This window comes from Clavibacter phaseoli (assembly GCF_021922925.1).
Classification (GTDB): Bacteria; Actinomycetota; Actinomycetes; order Actinomycetales; family Microbacteriaceae; genus Clavibacter; species Clavibacter phaseoli.
On the sequence record NZ_CP040786.1, the window covers coordinates 1846396 to 1864865 of the forward strand.

Here is an 18470-nt window from a genome sequence, read left to right on the forward strand (position 1 = left end):
ATGCCCCTCCTATGACCCGTCGATGGGCCGCGTATGCATGCCGCCGGTCGTGTCGTCCCGCGAACCGCCCTCGGCCGACCCGTCCTCGCGCGCGACGTCCGGGCGCGGATCCCGGGCGACGCCCCCGTCCTCGTCCCACGCGAGGGCGGCCGCCCGGTCCTCCTCGGTCGGATCCTCGGCGAGACGGGCGCGCTCCTCGAGCTCCTGGTGCGTCCACCGGCGCAGCTGCATCACGCAGAGCACGACGACGGCGACGCACGGGATCGCGAGGTACCAGTACCCGGTCGCGACGGCGGCGAACGCGCCGACGCCGAACAGCTTCGCGAGGCCGGGGAGGACCTGTCGGCCGGTCTCGTGCTCCATGGGGCTCCTCGTGCGTCGGGCGGCGTCGCGGGTCCCGCCTGCTCCGAACCTACCGACGGCGCCGCGCGGCGACCGCAACCCCCGCCCCCGGATTCCCAGGCGACTCCCCGCGAGGCGTAGGCTCATGGGGCCATCACGAGTGGCCCCCTCGACTCCGCCGCATCCGGCGCCCGCGCCCGACCGGCGCGCCCGCCCCCTCCGCGCGCCCCTGCCGCTCACGCCGCACCAGCCGAAAGCCGTCTCCACGCATGTCCAGCACCCGCGCCGCCAGCGCCGCCGATCCGTCCACCGCCACCCCGCCCGCCGGGAACTCGCGCTCGCGCGTCATCATCGCGAGCCTCATCGGCACGTCGATCGAGTTCTACGACTTCTACGTCTACGCGACCGCGGCGGTGCTCGTCTTCCCCGCGCTCTTCTTCGCGAACGACGACCCGACCGTCGCGCAGCTCGCGTCGTTCGCGGTGTTCGGCGTCGCGTTCATCGCCCGGCCCATCGGATCCATCCTCTTCGGCCACTTCGGCGACCGCATCGGCCGCAAGGGCACGCTCGTCGCGTCGCTGCTCACCATGGGCATCGCGACCGTGCTGATCGGCTGCCTGCCCACCGCGCTCACGCCCGGCTGGGAGGTCGCGGCCCCCGCGCTCCTCGTGATCATGCGCTTCGGCCAGGGCCTCGGCCTCGGCGGCGAGTGGAGCGGCGCCGCCCTCCTCGCCACCGAGAACGCGCCCGCCGGCAAGCGCGCCATCTACGGCACGTTCCCGCAGCTCGGCGCGCCCATCGGCTTCATCGTCGCCAACGGCGTGTTCCTCGCTCTGAGCCTCGGCCTCACCCCCGAGCAGTTCCAGGCGTGGGGCTGGCGCGTGCCGTTCCTCGCGAGCGCCGTGCTCGTGATCGTGGGCCTCTACGTCCGCCTCAAGCTCATCGAGACGCCCGCGTTCCAGAAGGTCGTCGACTCCGGCGAGGTCGCCAAGCTGCCCGTCGCGCGCGTGTTCGTCACGAGCTGGCGCCCGCTGATCCTCGGCACCTTCATCATGCTGGCGACCTACACGCTCTTCTACCTGATGACGACGTTCACGCTCACCTACGGCACCACCGCGCGCGACGCCGCCACCGCCGAGGCCGCCGCGACCGCCGCCGGCAAGCCGTTCAACCCGGACACGTTCGCGGCGGGCCTCGGCTACGCGCGCAACGACTTCCTGCTCATGCTGATCGTCGGCGTCGTGTTCTTCGGGATCTTCACGCTGGTCTCGGGCCCGCTCGCGGAGAAGTACGGCCGCCGCAAGATGCTCATCGCGACCACCGTCGGGATCCTCGTCTTCGGCCTGCTCTTCGTGCCCCTGTTCTCGGGCGGCTTCGTCGGCACCATGGCGCTCCTCATCATCGGCTTCACGCTCATGGGCCTCACCTTCGGTCCCATGGGCGCGGTGCTGCCGGAGCTGTTCCCGACGAACGTGCGCTACACGGGATCGGCGATCAGCTACAACGTCGCGAGCATCCTCGGCGCCGCGGTCGCGCCCTTCATCGCGGTCGCCCTCTGGCAGCTGCTCGACGGGAACGTGCTGCTCGTCGGCGTGTACCTCAGCGCGATGGCGGCCATCACGCTCGTCGCGCTGATCATCAGCCGCGAGACCCGCGACGCCGACTACGCGGGGAACGTCAGCTAGCGCTCCGTCGCCGCCCGCTCGACCCGGACGCCCGTCGCCCCGCGCGACGGGCGTCCGTCGCGTCCGGAGAGGCCGGTCGTCGACGGGGATCCGCTCATCGCCGTGTCGCGCATCGCCCGCCCCCTCCCTCGCCGTCGATGACGCGACGCTACCGACCCGCATCCGCCGCTACACGCGCCGCGCCCCCGTCGTCGCCCGGCCCTCGACCGGCGCACCCGCCGCCGCTATCGTCGCTGGCATGCAGCCCTCCGACTCCCCCCGGGTCCTCGCGGTCGCGCGCGACGACGCCCACGCGTTCTCCAAGCCGGTCCGCCCGTCGATCACGCTCCTCGCCGGCCTCGGCGTCGAGGGCGACGCGCACCTCGGCACCACCGTGCAGCACCTCTCGCGCAAGCGCCGGGATCCCGACGCCCCGAACCTCCGCCAGGTGCACCTCGTGCACGCCGAGCTGCACGAGGAGCTGGCGGAGAAGGGCTTCGCCGTCGGGCCCGGCGACCTCGGCGAGAACGTCACGACGGCGGGCGTCCCGCTCCTCGACCTGCCCGAGGGCACGCGTCTCCACCTCGGCGACGAGGCCGTCGTCGAGCTGACGGGCCTGCGCAACCCCTGCATCCAGATCGACAAGCTCGGCACGGGCGCCATGAAGGCGGTGCTCGACCGTGACGCCGACGGGAACGTCGTGCGGAAGTCCGGCGTCATGGGCGTCGTGATCGCCGGCGGCGAGGTCCGCCCCGACGACGCCGTGCGCGTGGAGCTGCCCGCGGGCGAGCAGCGGGCGCTGCAGCCGGTCTGACGGGCAAGAACATGCGGATCCTCGCGGCGACCCTGGCCGGGTCCGGCGCGCTCGTCCTCGCGGTCGCGCTGGGCGCCGTGATGGGCGGCATCGTGGGAGAGGAGCCGGTCGGCACCGAGATCGCCTGGTGGGCCGCCGCGGCGGGCGCCGCGATCCTGCTGGTGGCGCTCAGCGTGGAGGTCGCGCGCCGCCGGGGGCTGCGCCGCTAGGAGCCGGGCCGCTCGCCGGTATCCTCGTCACGCGTCTCCGGTGCGCGCCCGGCGGCCGCGACCCGCCCGCGATGCCGGACGACCGCTCCCCGCACGAGGAGGACGACGAGGACAGCGCCCATGGCGACCGCGCCGATCGTGCACACGACGACCAGCACGCGGTCGCCCTCCGTCCGCACCTCGGTCCGTCGCGCGACCTGGAACAGCAGGTACGTGACGATGCCGGCGAATCCCGCCAGCGCTCCCTCCGCCTGCTCCCGGAACGTCGTGCGGGGTGACGGGGCCATGCGCCCAGCCTGCCACGGCACCGCGGGGTCGCGGAGGCGGACCGGCCTCAGCCGCCGCAGCCGCAGCTCTCGCGCACCACGAGCTTCGTGCCGAGCCGCAGCGTGACGGGATCCGCCGGCTGCGAGCCCGTCGTCGTGTCGATGAGGATGCGGGCCGCCGCGCGCCCCATCGCCTCCATCGGCTGCCGCACGGTGGTGAGCCGCGGCGTCGCGAGGAGGCCCGCGAGGATCCCGTCGAAGCCCGTGACCACGACGTCGCCCGGCACGTCCACGCCCTCCGCCCGCAGCAGGTCGACGAGGGCGAGCGCCAGCTGGTCGCTCGCGCACACGAGCGCGCGCGGCAGCCTCCCGGCGCGGAGGGCCGCGATGACGCCGCCGAAGCCGGATCCCTCGCCGAGCACCGTGTCGTCGAGCACCTCGTCGGACGCCGGCACCCCGAGCTCCGTGAGCGCCGCGCGGTAGCCCTCGAAGCGCTCCCGGTAGTCGCCGACGCTCGTCGCGCCCACGAATCCGAGGTCGGTGATCCCGTGCTCGACCACGAGGTGCCGCACGAGCTCCCGTGCTCCCCCGGCGTTGTCGGAAGTGACGCGGTGGTGCCCGTCGTCGGCGGGCGGGTAGCTGAACAGCACGATCGGCATGGCGAGCGAGACGCGCTTGAGCGACGCCGCGGCGGACGGCCCCGGGAAGATCGCGAGCCCGTCGACGCGGCCGGCCGACTCGGCGACCGCCGTGGTCGTGTCGCTGCCGCGGCTGAGCATCACCGGCCGGTCGTGCGCGCGGCACTCGAGCTCGAAGCCGCGGCGCACCTCGTCGACGTAGAGCGGGAACGCGCGCGGGTCCGCCGCGATCTCGCCCGCGTCGTCCCACGGGATGAAGGTGCGGCCGGGCGCGTACGGCTCGCGCGCCGGTGCCGCGGCGTCGTCCGCCACCGGCTCGGCGGGCTCGCGCTGCAGCGGCCGGTCGATGAGGAGGTCGAACGAGTGCAGCCCGAGCGCGCCCGTGCGACCACGGGCGAGGCCCCGGGCGGACGCGCTCGGCATGTAGCCGAGCTCGCGCGCGGTCTCGAGCACGCGCTCGCGCGTGGCGGCGCTGATCTGGTCGGGGCGGCTGAACGCGAACGACACCGTCGCGATGGAGACCTTCGCGCGTTCGGCGACGTCGTAGACCGTGGGGCGCCGGGGGCTCATGCGACCGTCCTCTCTCCTGGAAGCGTAGGCGAGGCGGGCGCGCGCGACCGCGACCCGGCGCCGCGCGGGGCGGGCACGGGCGCGGTCAGCGGATCCGGAGGCCGTGGTGCAGCGGGTACACCGGGTCGGCGGTGTCCGACGGCACGTCCGTCCGCGACGCGCGCACGGCATCCATCGAGCGTGGGATCTCCACGGGCAGCCGCCCCTCGGGCGCGACGCGTCCCGTGAGCGCCGCGAGCACGGCGGCGTCGGAGCTGCCGTAGTCGACGGCGAGCGCGGCGGCGAACGGCACGAGCGGCGTCATGATCGCGGGCCGGTCGAGGTTCACGACCACGACGAGCGGGCAGCGGTCGGCGATCCGGCGCAGCCGGTGCACGAGGCCGGGCGGGAACTCGAGCGACCCCTGGTGGAACCACGCCTCGAGGAAGAGATCGGAGCGCGGCTCGAAGGGCGCGCCGAGCCGCACGATCGCGAGGTCGGCGTCGTCGGGACCGTCGGCGGGATCCGCCCAGCCGTCGAGCGCCTCGGGCCGCATGCCCTCGACGTGCACGCGCATCCGGGGACCGTGGACGGGCAGCGGCAGCGTGGGCCGCCCGTCGCGCTCCCGGTTCTCGAGCACGGTGACCGACGCGGCCTGCGCGCGGAAGCCGAGCTCGCGGAGGTCCGCGCGGCCGACGATGCGCTCGGCCTCGTCCTCGTCGACGTAGGGGTCGTCGAAGAGCCCGAGCCGGAACTTCACGAGCAGCAGGCGACGCACCGACTCGTCGACGCGCGCCTCGCTGACCCGCCCGTCGGCCACGAGGTCGAGCAGCACGTCCACGCACTCCTCGCCGCCGAACTGGTCGCAGCCGGCGGCGATGATCCGCTCCATCCGCTCGTGCGGCGTCAGCTCCTCGACGCCCCACGCGCGCGCCGGCAGCACCTGGTCGCCGACGTGGTTGTCGTTCACGAGCTCCCAGTCGGTGACCACGATGCCGTCGTAGCCGAGCTCCTCGCGCAGGAGCCCGGTGATCACCTGCCGGTTGAAGCCGAAGCCCACGGGCTCGATCTCCTCGCCGTCGCGCACGAGGCCCTCGGGCATCCCGTAGTACGGCATCATCGCGGCGGTCCCGCGCGCGATCGCCTCGCGGAACGGCCGTAGGTGGTACTCGAACATGCCGCCCGGGTACACCTGCTCGCGGCCGTAGGGGAAGTGCGCGTCCTCGCCGTCCTTCTGCGGGCCGCCGCCCGGGAAGTGCTTGGTGGTGCAGGCGACGCTCGTGGATCCGAGCTCGTCGCCCTGGAAGCCCGCGAGGTACGCGGCCGTGAACTCGGCGACGCGGTCGGCGTCGTGGCCGAGCGTCTGCGCCTGACGGCCCCAGCGCGGCTCGGTGGCGAGGTCGATCTGCGGGTGCAGCGCGGCACGGATCCCGACGGCCACGTACTCCTGCCGGGCGGCGTCGGCGAACGCGCGGATCGCGTCCACGTCGTCGAGCGCCGCGAGGCCGAGCGCCTCGGGCCACTGCGAGAACGGGCCCGCGGAGAAGGCGACGCCCGCGTTCTCCACGAAGGCGTGGCGCGGATCCGTGCTGACGGTCACGGGGATCCCGTGCGGCGTCGACTCCGCCAGCTCCTGCAGCCGGTTGCTCCAGCGCGCGGCCTGCCGGGCCGTGCGGATCTCGTGCACGTTGAAGTGGTTCATGGCCTTCCCGACCACGACCTCGGTGGTGCCGGACTTCGAGATCGCGCCCGGCTCCTCCTTCAGCTCGCCGTCGGCGCCGACCTCGATCACGGTCTGGAACATGAGGCCGGCTTTCTCCGCCAGGCTCAGGCGCCCGACGAGGTCGGCCGTGCGCTCCTCGGGGGTCAGGCGCGGATCCTCGTAGGGCGCCATCACCCCGTCCCCGTCGAGGTCGCGGAACCGGGTGCCGTCGGGGGCGGTGAGCTGCGTGCGCGGGGCGCGGGGCATGGGGGTCTCCAGGGGTCGGAGGCGGGAGGTGGTCACTTGAGGCCGGCGGTCGCGACGCCCTGGATGAAGTAGCGCTGCAGGAACACGAACAGGGCGAGGATCGGCGCGATCACGAGCACGGATCCCGCGAGCAGGAGGCCGTAGTCGGTCGCGTTCTGCCCGGTCGAGTAGAGCGACAGGGCGATCGGCAGCGTGTACATGCCCTCGGTCTGCGCCGCGACGAGCGGCCAGAGGAAGTTGTTCCACGAGGCGAGGAACGTGAGGATGCCGAGGGTCGCGAGCGGCGGCCCGCACAGCGGCATCACGATGCGGGAGAAGATGCGGAACTCCCCCGCGCCGTCGAGGCGCGCGGCCTCGATGAGCGCCTCGGGGATCCCGAGCATGAACTGCCGCATGAGGAACACCCCGATGGGCGCCGTGATGAACGGGAGGATGAGCGCCGCGTACGTGTTCACGAGGCCGAGCCCCGAGACCATGACGAACAGCGGCACGAACGTGACGACGCCCGGCACCATGAGCGTCACCATCACGGTGAGGAACAGGATCCGCTTGCCCGGGAACTCCATCTTCGCGAGCGCGTAGCCGACCATCGAGCAGAATACGAGGTTGCCGAGCACGGTGACGAGCGCGACGACGAGGCTGTTGGAGAAGAACGTGCCGAAGTCGAGCGGCCCGAACCACTGCGCGAAGTTGTCGGCGACGGGATCCTGGGGCCACCACGTCGGCGGCCGCTGCAGGATCTCGCCCTGCGTCTTCACGGACCCGAGCGCCATCCAGACGAACGGCACGAGCCAGACGCAGAGCACGCCGGCGAGGACGAGGTAGACGATCGCGCGGGTGCGCCGGCCGCGGTCGGTGCGGCGCCGGCGGCGCGGCGGGGCGCCCGTCGCGGCCTCGGCGACGACCGTGGCGGCGGGGGCGGATGCGGTGGTGGTCATGACGGTGCCTTTCAGTCCTTCGACCGCAGCAGCCGGAACTGCAGCAGGCTGAGCAGGGCGATGGCGAGGAAGAGGACGTAGCTCGCCGCGGAGGCGAGGCCGTACTCGCCGAAGCCGAACTGCCGGTACGTGTAGTACGCGACGGACAGCGTGGAGTCGAGGGGGCCGCCGCGGGTCATCACGAACGCCTCCTCGAAGAACTGCAGGAAGCCGACCGAGATGAGCACGGATCCGAGCAGCAGGGTCGGGCGCAGCAGCGGCAGCGTCACGGAGATCAGCCGGCGCCAGGGGCTCGCGCCGTCCATGACGGCCGCCTCCTGCACCTCCTCGGGCACGGCCTGCAGGCCCGCCAGGAAGATGATCATGAGCGTGCCGACGTTGCGCCACACCGCCATCGCGACGAGCGAGGGCAGCGCCCACGTGGTGTCGCTCAGCCAGTTGGGGCCGGTGATCCCGACCACCGCGAGCGCGGAGTTGAGCAGCCCGTCCGGCAGCAGGATGTAGCGCCACACGACGGAGACCGCGACGATGCTCGTGACGACGGGCGCGTAGAAGCCCACGCGGAAGAACGAGACGATGCGTCCCCGGCCCGAGTTGAGCGCGAGGGCCAGCGCGAGCGCCGTGACCATCGTCACGGGGATCCCGACGACCACGAAGAACGCGGTCACGCCGATGGAGCGGAGGAACGTGGCGTCGGTGAAGAGCGCGACGTACTGGTCGAGGCCGACGAAGTCGACCGCGAAGGGCGACCGGATGTCGGTCGCGCGGAAGTCCGTGAACGACATGGCGAACGAGCTCACCAGCGGCACGAGCATGAAGACCGCGAAGACGGCCACGAACGGGAGGCAGAAGCCCCAGGCGATGATCGCCTGACGGCGCCGCTGCCGGGCGACGAGCGGGGACCGCGTGCGGCCGGGACGGGACCCGGCCGCGCGCTCTGCGGTGAGGGCCAACGGCTACTCCGCCGAGCCGATGGAGTCGGCGTCCGACTGCAGCTTCGCCAGCGCGTCGGGCACCGAGGAGGTGCCGCGGCGGATCTGCTCCAGCGCCGAGTCCGCGGCGGATCCGACCTTCACCCAGTTGGTGGTGACGGGCACCGACTTCGCGGTCTTCAGCTGCTCGCCGAACGCGGCGAGGGTGGGGTCGGCCTGCAGGGCCGGGTCCTGCCAGGCCGACTGCGCGGCGGGGAGGTCGCCGGTGGCCTGGTACCAGGCCGCCTGCGTGTCCGGCTGGCCGAGCCAGCGCGCGAGCTTCCACGCGGCGTCCTGGTTCTTCGCCTGGTCGAAGACGACGAGGTTCGCGCCGCCGCTGAACGACGCCGAGGTCTCCTTCGCCGGGAGCACCGCGGTCGTGAACTTCGACTCGAAGCCCGCGCCGCCGACGGCCTTCAGCTGGCCGATCTCGAAGGGGCCCTCGATGAGCATGGGCGCGGATCCGTCGACGAACGAGGCCTCCTGCGCGCCGGACGAGACGTCGACGTCGGGGTCGGCGATGCCGTCGGCGAAGAAGCTGCCGTAGTACTCGTAGGCCTCCTGCATCTCCGGGGTGTCGAGCGTCCACTTCGCGCCGTCGGTGATCTCCGCCCCGTTCGACCACGGCATCCAGAGCGTGCCCTGGAAGGCGTCGTTGCCGGCGGGGAGGCGGATGCCGTGCGCGGCGCCGGCCTTGGTCTGCATGTCGGACGCCATCTGCTTCAGCTCGTCCCAGGTGGTGGGGGCCGTCGTCCAGCCGGCCTTCGCCGCGAGGTCGGTGCGGTAGTAGAGCACGCGCGTGTCGACGTACCAGGGGATGCCGGCGGCGCGGTCCCGCACGGTGTTCGTCGCGAGGGAGCCGGGGAAGGAGTCGCTCGCGTCGACGTCGGTCGGCACGGTGGTGAGGGCGTCCGAGAAGTCGGCCATCCACGTGGTGCCCATCATCGCGATGTCCGGGGTGGTGCCGCCCGCGATCGCGGTCTGGAACTTGTTGTGCGCGGCGTCCCACGGGATCGCCGTGACGTCGACCTCGACGCCCGGGTTGGCGTCCTCGAACGTCTTCACGAAGGCGGGCAGGGCCTCGCCCTCCGCGCCCATGGCCCACATGGTGACCTTGCCGGTCGCGGGCTCGGAGCCGAGGGTGGTCGCGGCCGCGGGGCCGGATCCCTCGTCGGCGGAGCGGCCGCAGCCGGTCAGCGCGACGGTGGCCGCCAGCACGGTCGCGACCGCGCCCAGACGCATGGATGTCTTCACGTGTTCCTCCTTGAACGAAGCGCCCGCGTCGCGAGCCGGTGATCTACTTATGCGCATAAGAAGCGCAGCGCGTCGAGCATCTCATGGACCCCGACCAGGGGGCAAGCGCGGGATCCGACGGCGCCCCTGACCGCCGCTGCGCGGACGTCGGCCCGCTGTCGGGCGGATGTCGGGGAGCTGTCGGCCCCGTGTCGTGGTGCGGGTGGCGCCAGGGCGCCAGGCTGGGCGCATGAACGAGACACGGGTGGCGGACCTCCGCCGCGAGCGGGGTTGGACGCAGGACCGGCTGGCCGAGGCCAGCGGGATCACGGTGCGCACGGTGCAGCGCCTGGAGGCCGGGAAGGACGCGAGCCTCGAGACGCTGTCGCTCGTCGCCCGCGCGTTCGACGTGCCGGTGCGCGAGCTGTTCACGACGGCGCCCGCGGACGAGTACGGGGAGACGGTCGTGGCGCTCGACGCCCGCGCCGAGGAGCAGCAGGAGCGCCGCGACGCGGTGACCGACGGCGTCCGGTCGCTCTACGCCGGTCTCGGCGTGCTGCTGACCCTCGCGGTCGTCTTCTCGATCGCCGCCGACGTGCTGCCGAACCTGGCGATCGTCGTCGTCCCGGCGTACTGGGCGGGCGGCTTCATGCTGGCGAACGCGGCGTTCCTGTTCCTCCTCGGCCCGCGGCTCGACCGCGCGTACCCGCTGTCGCGCGACCGGGGCGGACGCCGCGCGCGCATGTCACGGGGGCGGATCCGCTAGCCGCGGACCCGGGTCGTCCCCGGCCGCCGCCTCCGCCGCCGCCTCCGCGGACCGCTCGCGGTGATCGACATCCACCATGACGCTGCTGTCGACGCGGTCGAAGAGCTGCACGCCCACCTGCAGCTCGGCCACGTCCCACAGCACCGGGCTCGACTGGTCGTCCAACGCCGCGCGCGGTGGGCCGAACAGGGCGACGAGGGCCGCGACGAGCGCGTCGTGGTCGCGCCGGACGAGCGCATCCCGCGGGCCGCCGTGCCGCGCCAGGAAGAAGCCGACGCCCGTGACGCGGTCCGCGTGCACGCCGTAGGACAGGTGGTCGACCGCGTCGGGGCCCCCTGCGAGCGCGTGCCGGGCGGACGTCGGGGACCACGCGTCGACCCCGCCCGCGGGATGCACGCCGAGGGGTGCCAGCATCCGCTCCGCGTCCGCCGCGGCGCGCGGCCACGGCGGCGTCGCGAGCGCGCGCACGAAGTCGACGACGGGTTCGGCGTCGTTCCCCGGGGCGTCCGCGGCGTCGCCCACGCCAATCAGTCGTCCGCCGGCTGCGCGCCCTGACGCTGCACGACGACCGCGGCGGCGTCGGCCGCGACGACCAGGGCGCCCTCACGGTCGGCGCCCCCGGCGAGCGCCGAGGCCAGCGCGCCGCAGAAGGCGTCGCCCGCGCCCGTGGTGTCGACGACGCGGGAGACCTTCGACGCGGGGACCTCGACGTCGCCCCACATCGCGCCCTCGGCGCCGAGGGTGACGAGCAGCGACGCGGGCGCGCGCGCGCCCGACTCGCGGAGGAGCCCCGCCTCGTGCTCGTTGACGACGACGGGATCCGCGAGCGCCAGCACGTCGGCGGGCAGCTCGGCGAAGGGCGCGAGGTTCAGCACGACGCGGGCGCCGGCGGCGTGCGCGCGGCGGACGCCCGCGGCGATCGTGTCGAGGGGCAGCTCGAGCGAGGCGAGCAGGACGTCGCCCGCGGCGAGCGCGTCGAGCGGATCCAGGTGGGCGTCGGTGACGCGGGCGTTCGCGCCGGGCGCGACGATGATCGTGTTCTCGCCGTCGGCGTCGACCGCGATGATCGCGAGGCCCGTCGTGGCACCCTCGACCGTGACGAGGCCGGACACGTCGATGCCGCGGTCCGCCAGGCGCGCGCGGTACGCGGATCCGTCGGCGTCGTCGCCCACGGCCCCGACCATCGCGACCTCGCCGCCGGCGTCGGCCGCGGCGACCGCCTGGTTCGCGCCCTTGCCGCCCCAGAGCCGCTCGGGGTCGGATCCGATGAGCGTCTCCCCCGGCTGCGGGTGCCGCGGGACGCGCACCACCTGGTCGACGTTGAGCGATCCGAGCACCACGACGCGGCCCATGGGCACCTGCCTCCCCCGGCGCGCGGCCGGCCGCGCCCGGGTGGCGCTCCCCGCCAGGGTACCGAGCGGATCGTGGGCGCGGGACCGCCGGCGGGCCCGCCCGGCCGGCCGCTACCGTGGGGAGCGGACGGATCGGAGGTCGCCCATGCCCGATCCCCGCCCCCGTGCGCGCGGCCCCCGCCGCCCCCTGCTGATCTCGCGCTCGTTCGCGCTCATCTGGGTCGCCCAGGCGCTCTCCTCCTTCGGCGAGTACGTGCTCGCGGCGACCGTCACGGTGTGGCTCGCGACGGGCCTCGCGCCCGGCGACCCGGCCCTGCCGCTCTACATCGGCGCGGTCATCGGCGCGACGAGCTTGCCGCGGCTGTTGCTCGCGCCCGTCGCCGGCGTGCTCGTCGACCGGTGGCCCGTCCGCCGCGTGATGGTCACGGCCGACCTCGTGCGCGCCGCCCTGCTCGTGCCGCTCCTCGTGATCGCGATGGTCGGACCCGCGCCCGTCGTCATCGGCGCCGTGATCGTCACGCAGCTCCTCATCGGCTGCGCCTCGCAGCTGTTCGACCCGGCGCGCGCCGCCCTCGTGCAGGTGGTCGTCCCCGCCGACCGCCGTGCGGACGCCGCGGGGCGCACGCTCCTCGCGAGCACGGGGGTCGGGATCCTCTCCGCCATGATCGGGCCGGTCGTCTACGCGGGCGTCGGGCCGGTGCCCGCGCTCGTGGTGGACATCGTGGCGTTCCTCGCGTCGGCGGCGCTGGTGCTCGCGGTGCGCGAGCGCGGGGCTCTGGCGACGGGCGCGGATCCGACGGTCGCCTCCGCGCGCGCCCGCTTCCGCGCGGAGCTGGCCGCGGGGATCCGCGTCGTCCGGGCGTCGCCGCGCCTGCGGATCCTCGTGGCCGGCCTCGCCGCCTACGGCGTCACCCTCGGCGTCAACAACGCGACGCTCGCGCTCCTCGCCCTCACCACGATGGGGCTGACAGCGGCGGAGTACGGCGTCGTCACGGCCATGTTCGCGGTGGGCGGGCTCGTCGGATCCCTCACGGCGCCCGCGCTCGTCGCCCGCCTCCGCCCCGAGCGCGCGCTGCCGGTCGCGCTCGTGACCCTCGGCGTCGCCTACGCGGCGTACTCGACCGTGCGCGCCTTCCTGCCCGCGGCGATCCTCATGGGCGTCGTGGGCCTCGTCTTCTCCGTCTACCTCGTGTCGCAGGGCCCGATCCTGCAGGCGGAGGCGCCCGTGGGGACGATGGGCCGGGTCTCGTCGCTCACCTCGACGGTGCTGGCCGGATCGTCGTTCCTCGCCACCGTCGTGACGGCGCAGGCGCTCGCCCTCGTCCCGGCGGCCGCGCAGCCCGCTGCGTACCCGGTCGCGGTCGCGACGGCCGCCGTGGTCATGGGCGTCGCCGGCCTCGCGCTCGCGGCGGGGGCCTTCAGCCGAGGAAGAGGACCCGCAGCCGCCGCGTCGTGAAGACCAGGCCGATCGCCGTCATCACCGCGAAGTAGAGCACGTGGCCGAGGACCGCGATCGAGAGCGCGCCCGTCGTGAAGCCGCGCACGAGCTCCACCGCGTGCCAGAGCGGCAGCGCCTGGATGACCGCCTGGATCCACGCCGGGTACACCGACAGCGGGTAGAAGGTCGCGGAGAACAGGAACATGGGCAGCAGGACGAAGTTGATCCAGTCCATCTGCTGGAAGGTCTTCATGTAGCTCGTCACGGCCATGCCGAAGCTCGCGAAGGCCAGCGCGATGAGCACCACGGACGGCAGCGCGAGGATCGCCCACCACGACAGGTTGAGGCCGAGCACCTGCATCACGACCAGGAAGCCGGACGAGTAGACGACGCCGCGGAGCAGCGCCAGGCCGATCTCGCCGAACGCCACGTCGAGCGGCCCGAGCGAGGTCGCGAGCATGCCCTGGTACAGCTTCGAGTGGTTCATCTTGAAGAAGACGTTCCAGGTGGAGTCGTAGACGGCGCCGTTCATGGCGGAGACCGCGAGGAGCGCCGGCGCGATGTACGCGGCGTACGGCACGGGCTGGCCGGTGCTCGTGGTCACGTCGCCCACGAGGGAGCCCAAGCCGATCCCCATCGCGAGCAGGTAGAAGACGGGCTCGAAGAAGCCGGAGAGGACGACCGTCCAGTTGGTGCTGCGCGTCGCCAGCAGGCCGCGGGAGAGCACCGAGCGGGCGTTGCCGGCGTAGAGCGCGCGGGGGCCGCCGCGGCTCCGACGGGCGGCGGGCGCGGGGGCGTCCGCCGGCATCGTGGATCCGGTCATGCGCGCAGCCTCCTCGTCGCGACGCGGCGGGCCAGCGTCCAGCCCACCGCGAGCCAGAGCAGCAGGTACGCGACGTGCGCGACCGTGAGCCAGAGCGGCTCCTCCATGCCGTAGGTGGCGACGCGGCCGAGCTCGGTGCCGTGCCAGAGCGGCGAGATCCAGCCGATCCACTGCAGCCAGACGGGGAACTGCGTGAGCGGGAAGAACGTGCCCGAGAACAGCGAGAGCGGCGTGATCACGAAGCGCATCACCATCGCGATCTGGCCGGTGTCCTGCGTGAGGGTCGCGACGTAGGCCATGAGCATCACGCCGATCGCCATGCCCGTGAGCACCGCGGCGCCGATCGCGAGGACGCCCGTGCCGAGCGGCACCGCGCCGAACAGGAGCATGAACGCGAAGTAGGCGATGCAGGTGGGCGCCATGCGGATCGCGACGCCGATCACCTGGCCGTCGATGATCTGCGCCGGGGTCAGCGGCGACGCGTTCATCGCCTGGAAGACGGGGTTCCACTTGAAGCCGCCGAAGATCGGGTAGCTGAACTCCTCGCTCGCGACCGTCATGGCGCTCGTCGCGAGCAGCGCGGGCGCCACGAACACGAGAAAGCTGACGCCGAGCGCCTGGTTCGCGTCCGTGCCGCGGTCGACGACCGTCGCGAGGCCGACGCCGAGCGCGTAGAGGTAGACGTAGGGGCTCGCGATGCCGGTCGCGAGCGCGGTGCCGAGGTAGGCGCGGATCCCGAGCAGCCGGTGCTCGGCCGCGTACCAGGCGCCGAAGCGGCGGGGGCGGACGCCTCCGGCGACGGCACGGGCGCGGTGGTCGGCGCCGGTGCCGGATCCCTCGGCCGCGGGTCCCCCGGCGGCGGCGTGGTCGACGACGCTCACTCGACCAGGCTCCGTCCGGTGAGGCGCAGGAAGACGTCCTCGAGACTGGAGCGGCGCACGAGCGTGGTGATGGGCTTCAGGCCCTGCTCGAGGATCCGGCTGAGCACGGCCTCGCCGTCGGACGCGTACACGAGCACGCGGTCGGGCAGCACCTCCACGCGGTCGCCGAACCCGGCGATCTCGCGCGACGCGGACTCGTTGCGGTCGGACCCGAAGCGCACCTCGAGCACCTCGCGGCTGGAGTGGTCGCGGATGAGGGACGCAGGCGAGCCCTCGGCCATGATCCGACCCTCGTCGACCACGACGATCCGGTCGCACAGCTGCTCGGCCTCGTCCATGTAGTGCGTGGTCAGGACGAGCGTCGTGCCCTGCTCCTTGAGGCGGAACAGCCGGTCCCAGAGGATGTGGCGGGCCTGCGGGTCGAGGCCGGTCGTCGGCTCGTCGAGCAGCAGGATCCGCGGGTCGCTGATGAGGGCGCGCGCGATCGTGAGCCGTCGCTTCATGCCGCCGGAGAGGTCGTCGACCTTGGCGCCCGCACGGTCGCTGAGCTGCGCGAACTCGAGCAGCTCGTCGGCGCGCGCCGCGACCTGCTTCCGCGGCAGCCCGAAGTAGCGGCCGTAGACGATGAGGTTGTCGCGCGCCTTGAGCTCCAGGTCGAGGTTGTCGGCCTGCGGCACGACGCCGAGCTGCGAGCGGATCTCGGGACCGTGCGTGTCCGGGTCGAGCCCGAGGATGTCGAGCGATCCGCCCGTGCGCGAGGAGACCGCGCCGATCATGCGCATGGTCGTGGACTTGCCCGCGCCGTTCGGGCCGAGCAGCCCGAAGGACTCGCCGGGCGCGACCTCGAACGACAGGCCGTCGACGGCGACGTGGTCGCCGTACTTCTTCACGAGGCGGTCGGCGGTGATGACGGGGGTGGGCACGAGTCCACAGCCTAGGGATGGCCGGGGGTTTTCTCCACGGGCGGAATCACTCCCGGCGGTCGCGCGGCGGCCGGCGCGTAGAGTCGCCACGGCGATGCGACACGCGCGACGCGCCGCTCGTCGGCCGCCCGCCCGGTCGCCGGCCGTCCGCCCGGCTGCCCGCGCGCCGCATCACGATCGCACCCACCCTCCGGGAGAACACGCATGAGCACCGCCCGCCCCGAGTCCGCCGCCCCGCGCGCCCGGTCCCGCAACCCGTTCGCCCGCCGCGACTCCGCCGACGACGGACCCCGCGCGCGCTTCTCGGAGCTCCTCCCCTACATCCTCGAGCAGCGCGGCCTCATGGCCTTCGTCGTCGTGCTGAGCGTGCTCGGCGCGGCTGCGAGCCTCGGCCAGCCGCTCCTCGTGCAGCGGGTCGTCGGGGTCGTGCAGGAGGGCGGCCAGCTGGGCGTCCTCGTCTGGGCGCTCGTCGGCCTCGTCGTCGTGTCCGGCGTGCTCTCCGGCTACCAGCACTACCTGCTGCAGCGCATGGGCGAGGGCATCGTGCTCTCGTCGCGCCGCACGCTCGTGCGCCGGATCCTGCGCCTCCCCATCTCCGAGTTCGACACGCGCCGCACGGGCGACCTCGTCTCCCGCGTCGGAAGCGACACCACGCTCCTCCGCGCGGTGCTCACGCAGGGGCTCGTCGAGGCGATCGGCGGCGCGGTCACGTTCCTCGGCGCCATCATCGCGATGCTCATCATCGACCCCGTGCTCCTCAGCCTCACGGTGCTGGTCGTCGCGGTGTCGGTCGTCGCCGTCGTGGGCCTGTCCGGGCGGATCCGCGTCGCCAGCCAGCGCGCGCAGCGCAAGGTCGGCGACCTGGCCGCGAGCGTCGAGCGGGCCATCGGCGCGATCCGCACCGTCCGCGCCAGCAACGCCACCGACCGCGAGATCCGGACCATCGAGGCCGACGCCGAGGGCGCGTGGGAGATGGGCATCAAGGTCGCGAAGGCCTCGGCGGTGGTCGTGCCGATCGCCGGCATCGCGCTGCAGGCGTCGTTCCTCGTGGTGGTCGGCGTCGGCGGCTTCCGCGTCGCGTCGGGCGCCATCACGGTCGGCGACCTCGTGGCCTTCATCCTGTTCCTCTTCCTCATGATCATGCCGCTCGGCCAGGCGTTCGGCGCCGTGACCGCGGTCAACCAGGCGCTCGGCGCGCTCGGCCGGATCCAAGAGATCGTGAAGCTGCCCGTCGAGACCGACGGCGACGCCGACCTCGCCGGACGGCTCCGGGACGATGCGCCCGTGGCCGAGGACTTCACCGACGCGCCCGCCGTCGAGCTCGTGGACGTGCGGTTCGCGTACCCGGTGGCGGCGGATGCGGACACGGATTCCACCTCGACGCCCGAGGGATCTGTGCCCGCCGCTCTGCCGACGGACGCCGTCGACGCCGCGGACGCCGCCCCCGGCGCCGACCGCACCGGCGGCGGCGTCCTCCAGGGCATCAGCTTCCGCGCCGAGCGCGGCACCCGCATAGCGCTCGTCGGCCCCTCAGGCGCTGGCAAGAGCACGATCCTCGCCCTCATCGAGCGCTTCTACGACCCGACGTCGGGCGTCGTGCGCGTCGGCGGGCGCGATATCCGCACGCTCGACCGCGAGGACCTGCGCCGTCAGATCGGCTACGTCGAGCAGGACGCGCCCGTGCTCGCCGGCACGCTCCGCGAGAACCTCACGCTCACCGCGTTCGACGCCACCGACGAGGACTGCGTCCAGGTCCTGCACGCCGTGAACCTCACCGAGGTGCTCGCGCGCAACGAGCTCGGCCTCGACGCGCCCGTCGGCGAGGACGGCATCATGCTCTCCGGCGGCGAGCGCCAGCGCCTCGCGATCGCGCGCACCCTGCTCTCCGCGCCGCCGATCCTGCTGCTCGACGAGTCGACCTCCAGCCTCGACGGCCTCAACGAGCAGCTGCTCCGCAAGGCGATCGACGCGGTCGCCGAGCACCGCACCCTCATCGTGATCGCCCACCGGCTCTCGACCGTCGTCGACAGCGACCTCATCGTGGTCGTGGAGAAGGGCCGCGTCGTCGGCACCGGCACCCACGCGGAGCTCGTCGTCTCGACGCCGCTCTACCGCGACCTCGCGAAGCACCAGCTGCTCGTGTAGCGAGTGCGCCGGGGCGCCGGGGATCCGCGGGCGCTGCGGCGCTGGGCTGCAGCGCTCGGGCTGCGCTGCGGTGCGGTGCGGTGCGGTGCTCACACGATCCGGCACCCCAGCGCCCCAGCGCCCCGGCGGTGACGAGCGTCATGCGCCCGGCGCCGGCTCCGCCCGCTCCGGCGCGCTCAGGTGCATCTCCCGCGCCGCGAGGAAGACCGGCAGCGCGACCGCGAACGCCACGAGCGGGGCGAGCAGCACGTAGATCCAGATTCGGCGCATCCGGAGGCGACGCCCCTCGACGACGATGAAGACGACGCTCGCGACCGCCGCGATCAGCAGGTCCCACGACAGCGACGAGACCGACGGGCCGCCGGCGGAGAGGTCGGCGAGGAAGTCGCGGCCCTCCGTCACCACACGGATGTTCGCCGACCAGGTGAGCACGAGGCCGGCGACCGCGAGCACCAGGTAGACGACGGCGAGGCGCGTGGGGCGCCGACGTGCGGGACGCGTGCTCATGGGGACCCCTTCTCGTGGATGAGGCCAGGCTAGGCGCTGGCG

At 73.6% G+C, this 18470-nt stretch carries 19 protein-coding genes; 6 read left to right on the forward strand and 13 right to left on the reverse strand.

The genetic code is table 11. The features are described 5' to 3' along the window. Positions 1-9: 9 nt before the first annotated feature. Complete coding sequence (locus FGI33_RS08595) at positions 10-363, reverse strand: hypothetical protein (RefSeq protein ID WP_237581659.1); 354 nt, start codon at positions 361-363, stop codon at positions 10-12. A gap of 248 nt (positions 364-611) precedes the next feature. On the opposite strand from FGI33_RS08595, the gene FGI33_RS08600 reads away from it, so the two are divergent. From FGI33_RS08600 to FGI33_RS08610, 3 genes are all read left to right on the forward strand, one after another. Further along, entirely contained in the window at positions 612-2027 is a 1416-nt protein-coding gene (locus FGI33_RS08600) for an MFS transporter (RefSeq protein ID WP_119456047.1), read from the forward strand. 238 nt (positions 2028-2265) lie between these two features. Further along, on the forward strand, positions 2266-2820 hold the full coding sequence (locus tag FGI33_RS08605; protein ID WP_119434567.1) for an MOSC domain-containing protein: 555 nt from the start codon (positions 2266-2268) through the stop codon (positions 2818-2820). A gap of 11 nt (positions 2821-2831) precedes the next feature. Beyond that, a complete protein-coding gene (locus FGI33_RS08610; RefSeq protein WP_119434566.1) occupies positions 2832-3029 on the forward strand; it encodes a hypothetical protein in 198 nt (65 codons plus the stop codon). Here the strand turns inward: FGI33_RS08610 and FGI33_RS08615 are convergent. The 6 genes from FGI33_RS08615 to FGI33_RS08640 form a co-directional block, all read right to left on the reverse strand. Next, a complete protein-coding gene (locus FGI33_RS08615) occupies positions 3026-3316 on the reverse strand; it encodes a hypothetical protein (protein WP_119434565.1) in 291 nt (96 codons plus the stop codon). The two genes, FGI33_RS08610 and FGI33_RS08615, sit on opposite strands and share 4 nt — an antisense overlap. A 47-nt stretch (positions 3317-3363) precedes the next feature. Continuing rightward, entirely contained in the window at positions 3364-4503 is a 1140-nt protein-coding gene (locus FGI33_RS08620; RefSeq protein WP_119434564.1) for a LacI family DNA-binding transcriptional regulator, read from the reverse strand. An 85-nt stretch (positions 4504-4588) separates the two neighbouring features. Beyond that, positions 4589-6451: a glycoside hydrolase family 3 protein gene (locus FGI33_RS08625; protein ID WP_119434563.1), complete on the reverse strand. Its 1863-nt coding sequence runs from the start codon at positions 6449-6451 to the stop codon at positions 4589-4591. A gap of 32 nt (positions 6452-6483) precedes the next feature. Further along, on the reverse strand, positions 6484-7389 hold the full coding sequence (locus tag FGI33_RS08630) for a carbohydrate ABC transporter permease (RefSeq protein ID WP_237581661.1): 906 nt from the start codon (positions 7387-7389) through the stop codon (positions 6484-6486). An 11-nt stretch (positions 7390-7400) separates the two neighbouring features. Continuing rightward, the gene (locus FGI33_RS08635) at positions 7401-8342 is read right to left on the reverse strand and encodes a carbohydrate ABC transporter permease (RefSeq protein WP_119435251.1); all 942 of its coding nucleotides are present in this window, start codon (positions 8340-8342) and stop codon (positions 7401-7403) included. A gap of 3 nt (positions 8343-8345) precedes the next feature. Further along, the gene (locus tag FGI33_RS08640) at positions 8346-9614 is read right to left on the reverse strand and encodes an extracellular solute-binding protein (RefSeq protein WP_119435250.1); all 1269 of its coding nucleotides are present in this window, start codon (positions 9612-9614) and stop codon (positions 8346-8348) included. Positions 9615-9843: 229 nt separating this feature from the next. Between FGI33_RS08640 and FGI33_RS08645 the strand changes: the two genes are divergently transcribed. Next, complete coding sequence (locus FGI33_RS08645) at positions 9844-10359, forward strand: helix-turn-helix transcriptional regulator (protein WP_119435249.1); 516 nt, start codon at positions 9844-9846, stop codon at positions 10357-10359. Here the strand turns inward: FGI33_RS08645 and FGI33_RS08650 are convergent. Further along, complete coding sequence (locus tag FGI33_RS08650) at positions 10339-10881, reverse strand: hypothetical protein (protein WP_237581663.1); 543 nt, start codon at positions 10879-10881, stop codon at positions 10339-10341. The two genes, FGI33_RS08645 and FGI33_RS08650, sit on opposite strands and share 21 nt — an antisense overlap. 5 nt (positions 10882-10886) lie before the next feature. Beyond that, entirely contained in the window at positions 10887-11711 is an 825-nt protein-coding gene (locus tag FGI33_RS08655) for a ribokinase (protein ID WP_237581665.1), read from the reverse strand. A 145-nt stretch (positions 11712-11856) separates the two neighbouring features. Between FGI33_RS08655 and FGI33_RS08660 the strand changes: the two genes are divergently transcribed. Continuing rightward, complete coding sequence (locus tag FGI33_RS08660; protein ID WP_237581667.1) at positions 11857-13167, forward strand: MFS transporter; 1311 nt, start codon at positions 11857-11859, stop codon at positions 13165-13167. On the opposite strand, the gene FGI33_RS08665 is transcribed toward FGI33_RS08660, so the two are convergent. The 3 genes from FGI33_RS08665 to FGI33_RS08675 are packed head-to-tail and all read right to left on the reverse strand — an operon-like array spanning position 13130 to position 15776. Beyond that, positions 13130-13972 (reverse strand): ABC transporter permease, encoded by an 843-nt coding sequence (locus FGI33_RS08665; RefSeq protein WP_237581668.1) that lies wholly within the window; start codon positions 13970-13972, stop codon positions 13130-13132. The two genes, FGI33_RS08660 and FGI33_RS08665, sit on opposite strands and share 38 nt — an antisense overlap. Continuing rightward, the gene (locus FGI33_RS08670; protein WP_237581670.1) at positions 13969-14853 is read right to left on the reverse strand and encodes an ABC transporter permease; all 885 of its coding nucleotides are present in this window, start codon (positions 14851-14853) and stop codon (positions 13969-13971) included. The genes FGI33_RS08665 and FGI33_RS08670 overlap by 4 nt, the downstream gene beginning before the upstream one ends. Then, positions 14850-15776: an ABC transporter ATP-binding protein gene (locus FGI33_RS08675; RefSeq protein ID WP_119435554.1), complete on the reverse strand. Its 927-nt coding sequence runs from the start codon at positions 15774-15776 to the stop codon at positions 14850-14852. The genes FGI33_RS08670 and FGI33_RS08675 overlap by 4 nt, the downstream gene beginning before the upstream one ends. 204 nt (positions 15777-15980) lie before the next feature. Between FGI33_RS08675 and FGI33_RS08680 the strand changes: the two genes are divergently transcribed. After that, positions 15981-17921, forward strand: a complete 1941-nt coding sequence (locus tag FGI33_RS08680; RefSeq protein WP_119435118.1) for an ABC transporter ATP-binding protein — start codon at positions 15981-15983, stop codon at positions 17919-17921. Positions 17922-18059: 138 nt separating this feature from the next. On the opposite strand, the gene FGI33_RS08685 is transcribed toward FGI33_RS08680, so the two are convergent. Further along, positions 18060-18428 carry a DUF2834 domain-containing protein gene (locus FGI33_RS08685; RefSeq protein WP_119435119.1) on the reverse strand — a complete coding sequence of 123 codons (369 nt, stop codon included), beginning with the start codon at positions 18426-18428 and terminating at the stop codon, positions 18060-18062. Positions 18429-18470: the final 42 nt, after the last annotated feature.

Excerpts from the sequence above, each read along its gene's own strand:
- FGI33_RS08630 (WP_237581661.1), bottom strand. The coding sequence starts at position 7,389 with ATGACCACCACCGCATCCGCCCCCGCCGCCACGGTCGTCGCCGAGGCC.
- FGI33_RS08610 (WP_119434566.1), top strand. The coding sequence starts at position 2,832 with ATGCGGATCCTCGCGGCGACCCTGGCCGGGTCCGGCGCGCTCGTCCTC.
- FGI33_RS08595 (WP_237581659.1), bottom strand. The coding sequence starts at position 363 with ATGGAGCACGAGACCGGCCGACAGGTCCTCCCCGGCCTCGCGAAGCTG.
- FGI33_RS08600 (WP_119456047.1), top strand. The coding sequence starts at position 612 with ATGTCCAGCACCCGCGCCGCCAGCGCCGCCGATCCGTCCACCGCCACC.
- FGI33_RS08605 (WP_119434567.1), top strand. The coding sequence starts at position 2,266 with ATGCAGCCCTCCGACTCCCCCCGGGTCCTCGCGGTCGCGCGCGACGAC.
- FGI33_RS08660 (WP_237581667.1), top strand. The coding sequence starts at position 11,857 with ATGCCCGATCCCCGCCCCCGTGCGCGCGGCCCCCGCCGCCCCCTGCTG.
- FGI33_RS08625 (WP_119434563.1), bottom strand. The coding sequence starts at position 6,451 with ATGCCCCGCGCCCCGCGCACGCAGCTCACCGCCCCCGACGGCACCCGG.
- FGI33_RS08645 (WP_119435249.1), top strand. The coding sequence starts at position 9,844 with ATGAACGAGACACGGGTGGCGGACCTCCGCCGCGAGCGGGGTTGGACG.
- FGI33_RS08665 (WP_237581668.1), bottom strand. The coding sequence starts at position 13,972 with ATGACCGGATCCACGATGCCGGCGGACGCCCCCGCGCCCGCCGCCCGT.
- FGI33_RS08615 (WP_119434565.1), bottom strand. The coding sequence starts at position 3,316 with ATGGCCCCGTCACCCCGCACGACGTTCCGGGAGCAGGCGGAGGGAGCG.
- FGI33_RS08685 (WP_119435119.1), bottom strand. The coding sequence starts at position 18,428 with ATGAGCACGCGTCCCGCACGTCGGCGCCCCACGCGCCTCGCCGTCGTC.
- FGI33_RS08680 (WP_119435118.1), top strand. The coding sequence starts at position 15,981 with ATGAGCACCGCCCGCCCCGAGTCCGCCGCCCCGCGCGCCCGGTCCCGC.
- FGI33_RS08655 (WP_237581665.1), bottom strand. The coding sequence starts at position 11,711 with ATGGGCCGCGTCGTGGTGCTCGGATCGCTCAACGTCGACCAGGTGGTG.
- FGI33_RS08620 (WP_119434564.1), bottom strand. The coding sequence starts at position 4,503 with ATGAGCCCCCGGCGCCCCACGGTCTACGACGTCGCCGAACGCGCGAAG.